This is a genomic window from Rhizobium bangladeshense, assembly GCF_001662075.1.
Taxonomy (GTDB): Bacteria; Pseudomonadota; Alphaproteobacteria; order Rhizobiales; family Rhizobiaceae; genus Rhizobium; species Rhizobium bangladeshense_B.
In genome coordinates this window covers 47,986-54,241 of sequence record NZ_LYPL01000024.1, presented here as the reverse complement: position 1 = coordinate 54,241, position 6,256 = coordinate 47,986, and the positions used below count along the sequence as shown (strand labels likewise).

6 protein-coding genes are annotated in these 6,256 nt (G+C 61.8%); all 6 read right to left on the bottom strand.

From position 1 onward, the window contains the following. Nucleotides 1–184 (bottom strand): CocE/NonD family hydrolase (locus tag A7X77_RS29780; protein WP_156668167.1); only part of this gene is annotated, 184 nt, incomplete at its 3' end. A gap of 26 nt (nucleotides 185–210) precedes the next feature. Beyond that, complete coding sequence (locus A7X77_RS29775; protein ID WP_064686413.1) at nucleotides 211–1,842, bottom strand: ABC transporter ATP-binding protein; 1,632 nt, start codon at nucleotides 1,840–1,842, stop codon at nucleotides 211–213. Continuing rightward, nucleotides 1,835–2,662 carry an ABC transporter permease gene (locus A7X77_RS29770; RefSeq protein WP_040113022.1) on the bottom strand — a complete coding sequence of 276 codons (828 nt, stop codon included), beginning with the start codon at nucleotides 2,660–2,662 and terminating at the stop codon, nucleotides 1,835–1,837. Before A7X77_RS29770 ends, A7X77_RS29775 begins: the two co-directional genes overlap by 8 nt. Further along, nucleotides 2,659–3,666 carry an ABC transporter permease gene (locus A7X77_RS29765; RefSeq protein WP_064686412.1) on the bottom strand — a complete coding sequence of 336 codons (1,008 nt, stop codon included), beginning with the start codon at nucleotides 3,664–3,666 and terminating at the stop codon, nucleotides 2,659–2,661. Before A7X77_RS29765 ends, A7X77_RS29770 begins: the two co-directional genes overlap by 4 nt. A gap of 97 nt (nucleotides 3,667–3,763) precedes the next feature. Next, on the bottom strand, nucleotides 3,764–5,353 hold the full coding sequence (locus tag A7X77_RS29760; protein WP_064686411.1) for an ABC transporter substrate-binding protein: 1,590 nt from the start codon (nucleotides 5,351–5,353) through the stop codon (nucleotides 3,764–3,766). 118 nt (nucleotides 5,354–5,471) lie between these two features. After that, nucleotides 5,472–6,254, bottom strand: a complete 783-nt coding sequence (locus A7X77_RS29755) for a carnitinyl-CoA dehydratase (protein ID WP_064686410.1) — start codon at nucleotides 6,252–6,254, stop codon at nucleotides 5,472–5,474. Nucleotides 6,255–6,256 lie beyond the last annotated feature (2 nt).

The following is a 6,256-nucleotide window of genomic DNA, read 5'->3' as shown; positions in this document are numbered from 1 at the left end:
CCGGGTAGGTCGACTCATCGCGAGGACTGGTGCCGTCGCGTTTGCGATAGGGCAGGAATTCGAAGACGGCGGGAACGGGATCCTGATCGGCGCCCTCGGGCATCCAGATGCGCGCGGCAAGCCGCGTGCCATCCTTCAGCGTGATCCATTCATTCTCGATGGTGGTAAAGCCGCGCGACGTCATGCTCATTCCTTTCAGTCACCGGTCTTTCAGTGACCCGCGCTTTCCATGCGGCGCGTGGCGAGCACGCGTTCCAGCCAGCCGATTTCCATTTCCGGCACGGATTTCAACAGCAGGTCGGTGTAATCGTCGAAGGGCGGCGACAGCGCCGTCGATTTCGGGCCGAAGCGCACCAGCTTGCCCCGATGCATCACCGCCACGCCGTCGGCGATCGCCCGAACGATGGCAATGTCATGAGTGATGAAGACATAGGATAACTGTTCTTCCTGCTGCAGGCGCAGCAGCAGCTTGAGGATACCCTCCGCCACCAGCGGATCGAGCGCCGAAGTCGGCTCGTCGCAGAGGATGAGCTCGGGCTTGGCGGAAAGGGCTCGGGCGATCGCCACACGCTGCTTCTGACCACCGGACAATTCGGCCGGGTAGCGATCGATGAAGCCGTTGCCCATTTCGATCTGGTCGAGGAGTTCCTTCACCCGTGCGGTTTTCGCACCACCCCTCAGGCCGTAATAGAAGGTCAGCGGCCGACCGATGATGTCGCGCACCGTCTGGCGCGGGTTCATCGCCGTATCGGCCATCTGATAGATCAGCTGGATGCGCCTGAGATCGTCGTTCGGCCGGCTCTTGAGAGCCGGCATCAGCGGCTTGCCGTCAAAGACGACGCGCCCGCTGCTCGGCGGCAGGAGCCCGGTAATGACGCGCGCCAAGGTCGATTTGCCGGAACCGGATTCGCCGACGACGGCGAGCGTCTGACCCCTTGGGACGTGCAAGGAAACATCATGCAGCACCTTGAAGCCGTTCGAATATTCGGCGCTGACATTCTCTACCTTGAGCAGCGCCGTGGACTGATCGGCCGCTTCCTCGCGATAGGCCTGCCTGACATTGACGAGCGCCCGGGTATAGTCCTGTCGCGGCGCTTCAATGATCTGCTGAACGCTGCCATATTCGACCTGCTTTCCATGGCGCAGGACCATGATGTCGTCCGAAATCTGCGCGACGACGGCTAGGTCATGGGTGATGTAGAGGGCTGCCGTGTGGGTCTCCTCGATCGCATGCTTGATCGCCGCCAGCACGTCGATCTGCGTGGTGACGTCAAGCGCCGTGGTCGGCTCGTCGAAGACGATGAGTTCAGGATTTGAGCAGAGCGCCATCGCTGTCATCGCACGCTGCAACTGGCCGCCGGAGACCTGGTGGGCAAAACGTTCGCCGAAGGTCTCCGGATTGGGCAGGCCGAGGACACGGAAGAGATAAAGCGCACGTTTGCGCGCCTCCTCCCCGCTCATTAGCCCATGCTTGACGGATGCTTCGATCACCTGATCGCCGAGCCTATGCGCCGGATTGAAGGCGGCGGCAGCCGATTGCGCGACGTAGCAGACCCGGGCGCCACGGATTTTGCGGATGCCGTTCTTGCCGAGCGCCAGAATATCGGTACCGGCGAGCCGCACCTCGCCGCCGGTGATTTCGGCGCCGCCGCGACCGTAGGCTAGCGCCGAGAGGCCGATCGTCGACTTGCCCGCGCCCGACTCTCCGATCAGGCCGAGAACCTTACCCTTCTGCAGGTCGAAAGAAACACCGTCGACGATCGTTACCCGCTTGGGCGCTTCACCGGGCGGATAGCTGGTCGCTTCGATTTTGAGATTGCGAACGGAAAGAAGCTCAGGCATCGCCGCGCCCTCCCTTGAGGCTGGATGTGCGTTTCAGGAGCCAGTCGACGACGAGGTTGACGCAGATCGCAAGCGTCGCAATCGCCGTGCCCGGCACCAGTGCTGCCGAGATACCGAAGATGATGCCGTCCTTATTGTCCTTGACCATGCCGCCCCAGTCGGCCGCCGGCGGCTGAATGCCGAGGCCGAGGAAGGACAACGTCGAGAGGAAGAGGATCGAGAAGGCAAAGCGCAGTCCGAACTCGGCCAGCAGCGGCGACAGCGTGTTCGGCAGGATCTCGCGGAAGATGATCCAGAGCTTGCCTTCGCCGCGCAGCTTGGCCGCCTCGACGAATTCCATCACCGCGACATCGAGCGCCACAGCGCGACCGAGGCGGTAGACGCGGGTGGAATCGAGGATCGCCATGACGAGGATCAGCACGACCAGGTTTTGCGGCAGCACGGCCAGCACCACCAGTGCGAAGATCAGCGTCGGGATCGACATCATCAAATCGTTGAAACGCGAAAAGACCGTGTCGATGATGCCGCGCGAGACAGCCGCGGTGAAGCTCAAAATGACGCCGAGCGAGAAGGAGATGATGGTGGCGGCGGAGGCGACCAAGAGTGTCGTGCGCGCGCCATAGATCAGCCGCGAAAGGATGTCGCGGCCGAGATTATCGAGTCCGAAGATGTATTTATCGTCAGGCAGCTGCCAGACGTCGCCGACGACCTGGGTCTCTCCGTAGGGGGCGATCCAGGGCGCGAAGACAGCGAAGATGAAGGCGATGGCGATGCCCGCCATGCCGATCCAGGCGGTGATGGGAATGTCTCTTGCTCTCATCGCGGATGCCTCAGCCGGGGATTGGCAATGATCGCAAGAATGTCGGCGATCATGTTGAGGAAGATGTAAACGGCCGCGAAGATCAGGCCGCAGGCCTGCACCACGGGCATGTCGCGCACCGTGACCGCGTCGACCATATATTGCCCCATGCCGGGATAGACGAAGACCACTTCGACGACGACGACGCCGACCACGAGATAGGCGAGGTTCAATGCCACGACATTGATGATCGGCGCCAGCGCATTGGGGGCGGCGTGCTTGACGATCGCGCGGAAGGCGCTGAGTCCTTTAAGCTCGGCGGTCTCCATATAGGCCGACGACATGACGGAGAGGATCGCCGCCCGGGTCATGCGCATCATATGCGCGAGCACGACAAGCACGAGGGTCGCAGTCGGCAGCGCGATCGCCTTCAGCCGCTCGGCGAAGCCCATGCTGTCGTAAACGGTCGCCGGAAAGGTCGCCATGCCGAGCTTGACAGCGAAGAAGAGGATCAGCAGGTAGCCGATGAAGAATTCCGGCAGCGAGATCGCTGCAAGCGAGATCACATTGATGATCTTATCCGGCATGCGGTTGCGGAAATGCACCGAGAACATGCCGAGTCCAACAGCGAGCGGCACCGAAATCACCGCCGCGAAACCCGCCAGAAAGAGCGAATTGCCAAGCCGCTTGCCGATCTGTTCGCTCACCGAATTCTTGCTGGCCCAGGAGGTGCCGAAGTCACCCTGGACGGCATTGCCGAGCCACTCGACGTAACGTGTCGTCACCGGCCGGTCCAGTCCGAGATCCTGGCGGATATTGGCAACGGCCTGCGGCGTTGCCGACTGGCCGAGATAGGTGGTGGCAAAATCGCCAGGCAGGGCTTCGAGCCCACCGAAGATCAGGATGGAAACCGCAAAAAGCAGGACGATGCTGAGCACGAAGCGCTCGAGGATGAGGGCAAGCAACGGAAAACGCTGTCGGAGCCTCAAGCCCGGCAAGATATTGCTTGGGGCAGGGTTGGTCATGGCTAGTGCCTTTGGCTAAAACGTCGGGAGGACCGCGGGTTTTCTTCCCACGGTCCCAGCTTCGTCGGAGATCGGAGGGGCGCTGCGCCCCATGCCATCAGGCGTCCAGCCAGACGCGGGTTGCGACGTATCCATTCGACATGTCGTTGCCGATATCGTGGACATAGCCCTTCACCTGCTTGGTGGAGGCGTTCACGAAGTCGTTGAACATCGGCAGGATCACGCCGCCTTCATCGCGCACCATCATAGCCATGGTACGATACATGTCCTTGCGTTTGGCTTCATCAAGCTCGGAGCGGGCTTGCAACAGCAGCTTGTCGAAGTCGGGACGCTTGAACTTGGTGTCGTTCCAGTCCGCCGTCGAGAGATAGGCGGTGGAATACATCTGGTCCTGCGTCGGACGACCGCCCCAATAAGACGTCGAGAAGGGCTGGACGTTCCAGACATTGGTCCAGTAGCCGTCGCCCGGTTCGCGTTTGACCTCGATCTCGATGCCGGCCTTCTTGCAGCTTTCCTGATAGAGCACGGCCGCATCGACGCCGCCGGGGAAGGCGACTTCGGAGGTGCGCAGCAGCACCGAGCCACTATGGCCCGACTTCTTGTAGTGGAAGGCCGCCTTGTCGGGATCGTAGACCCGCTGCTCGATGCCCTCGGGGAACAGCGCATAGGTGGAGTTGATCGGGAAGTCGTTGCCGACCTTGCCGTAGCCGCCGAGGATCTTCTCCACCATGGTCTCGCGGTCCATGGCGTATTTGAGCGCCAGGCGCAGATCGTTGTTGTCGAACGGCGCCTTGTCGCAATGCATGATGAAGACGTAATGGCCGCGACCGGCGGTCGCGAGGATCTCGACGTTGGGGGCGCGCTTCAACAGGTTGACGGTCTTCGGATCGACGCGATTGATGTAGTGCACCTGGCCGGACGACAGTGCGGCGATACGGGCGGTCGCGTCGTTCATGCCGATGATCTCGATCGAGTCGACATAACCCCGGTCGCTGCGCCAGTCGTCCTTGTTCTTCTCGAAGGTGGCGCGCACGCCAGGCTCGAAGCTCGTCAGCTTGTACGGGCCCGTGCCGATCGAGGCCAGCGGATCGTCGACGCCGCCATTCGGCTGGATGACCAGATGATAGTCCGACAGCAGCAGCGGCATGTCGGCATTGCCTTCGCTGAGCGTCAGCACGAGATTGCCGCCGTCGGCCTTGATCTCCTTGATCGAACCGAGGACACCGAGCGCTCCGGATTCCGACTTCGCATCGGTATGACGCTTCAGCGTCGCGACGACGTCGTCGATCGTCAGTTCCTTGCCATCGTGGAACTTGACCCCCTTGCGGATCTTGAAGGTCCAGGTGACGGCATCCTTCGATGGTTCCCAGGATTCGGCAAGCGACGGAACGGCGGCACCCGTCAGCGGATCGGATTCGACCAGCATGTCGCCCCAGCAGCGGCCGATGCAGAACATGACCTGCGACAGGAATTTCGCCGGATCCTTGGAATCGGTGGCGGCACCACCTTCGAGGCCAAGCTTCAGGTGGCCGCCGCGTTTCGGTTCGGCGGCTTCGGCGCTTTCGGTGAACAGCTTGTCGGCGACGGCAAGGGTGATGCCGGCCGCCATGGCGCGTCCCATGAATTCGCGGCGGCTCAATCCGCCCGCAGTGACGCGGCTTGTGAGATATTTGGTATAGTCGTTCATTCCCCTGTTCCTTCTTTGTGGTGCGTTGACAGAACTTCCGGGCAGGATCGGCAGGCGGTTTCCTCTCCACCTCCGGTGCCCGCATCATGCGGGAAAATGCTGCGGTTGCCGCCGCCTCTTACTTTCCTTTCCAAATAGGGCTTCGCTTCTCGGCAAAGGCCCGCGCGCCTTCCAATTGATCTTCGCTCGAATAGAGCCTGTCGACCGTCGCAAACTGTCGCTTGGTGATTTTGTTCATGGCAGTCTGGAACGTCGAACCCTCCGCTTCGCGTACGATTTCCTTGATGGCCGCATAGACGAGCGGCGGCCCGCTTTCGAGCAGGCGGGCGAGTTCCCAGGCTCTCCCCATCAGCCCTTCGGCCGGCACAACCTCATTGACGAAGCCCCAGCGATGCGCCTCGTGCACGTCGAGCAAGCGCCCCGTCAAAAGCATGTCCATGGCGATATGATAGGGAATGCGCTTCGGCAGCTTGATCGAGGCCGCATCGGCGACCGTGCCCGAACGGATTTCCGGCAGGGCAAAACTCGCATGCTCTGCGGCGATGATCAGATCGGCCGAAAGCGCTATCTCCAGTCCGCCGCCGCAACAGATGCCGTTCACGGCTGCGATGACGGGCTTGTTCAAGTCGCGCAGTTCCTGCAGCCCCCCGAAGCCGCCCACTCCGTAATCGCCATCGACCGCATCGCCTGACGCAGCCGCCTTGAGATCCCATCCGGCGCAGAAGAATTTTTCGCCGGCGCCCGTCACGATGGCGACGCGCAACTCAGGATCGTCGCGAAAATCCCGGAAGATCAATCCCATGGCACGGCTGGTCGCAAGGTCGATGGCGTTCGCCTTCGGCCGGTCGATGACGACTTCCAGCACGCCGCCGTCACGTCGTGTGCCAATATGGTCGCTCAAAC

Excerpts from the sequence above, each read along its gene's own strand:
- A7X77_RS29760 (WP_064686411.1), bottom strand. The coding sequence starts at position 5,353 with ATGAACGACTATACCAAATATCTCACAAGCCGCGTCACTGCGGGCGGA.
- A7X77_RS29770 (WP_040113022.1), bottom strand. The coding sequence starts at position 2,662 with ATGAGAGCAAGAGACATTCCCATCACCGCCTGGATCGGCATGGCGGGC.
- A7X77_RS29765 (WP_064686412.1), bottom strand. The coding sequence starts at position 3,666 with ATGACCAACCCTGCCCCAAGCAATATCTTGCCGGGCTTGAGGCTCCGA.
- A7X77_RS29775 (WP_064686413.1), bottom strand. The coding sequence starts at position 1,842 with ATGCCTGAGCTTCTTTCCGTTCGCAATCTCAAAATCGAAGCGACCAGC.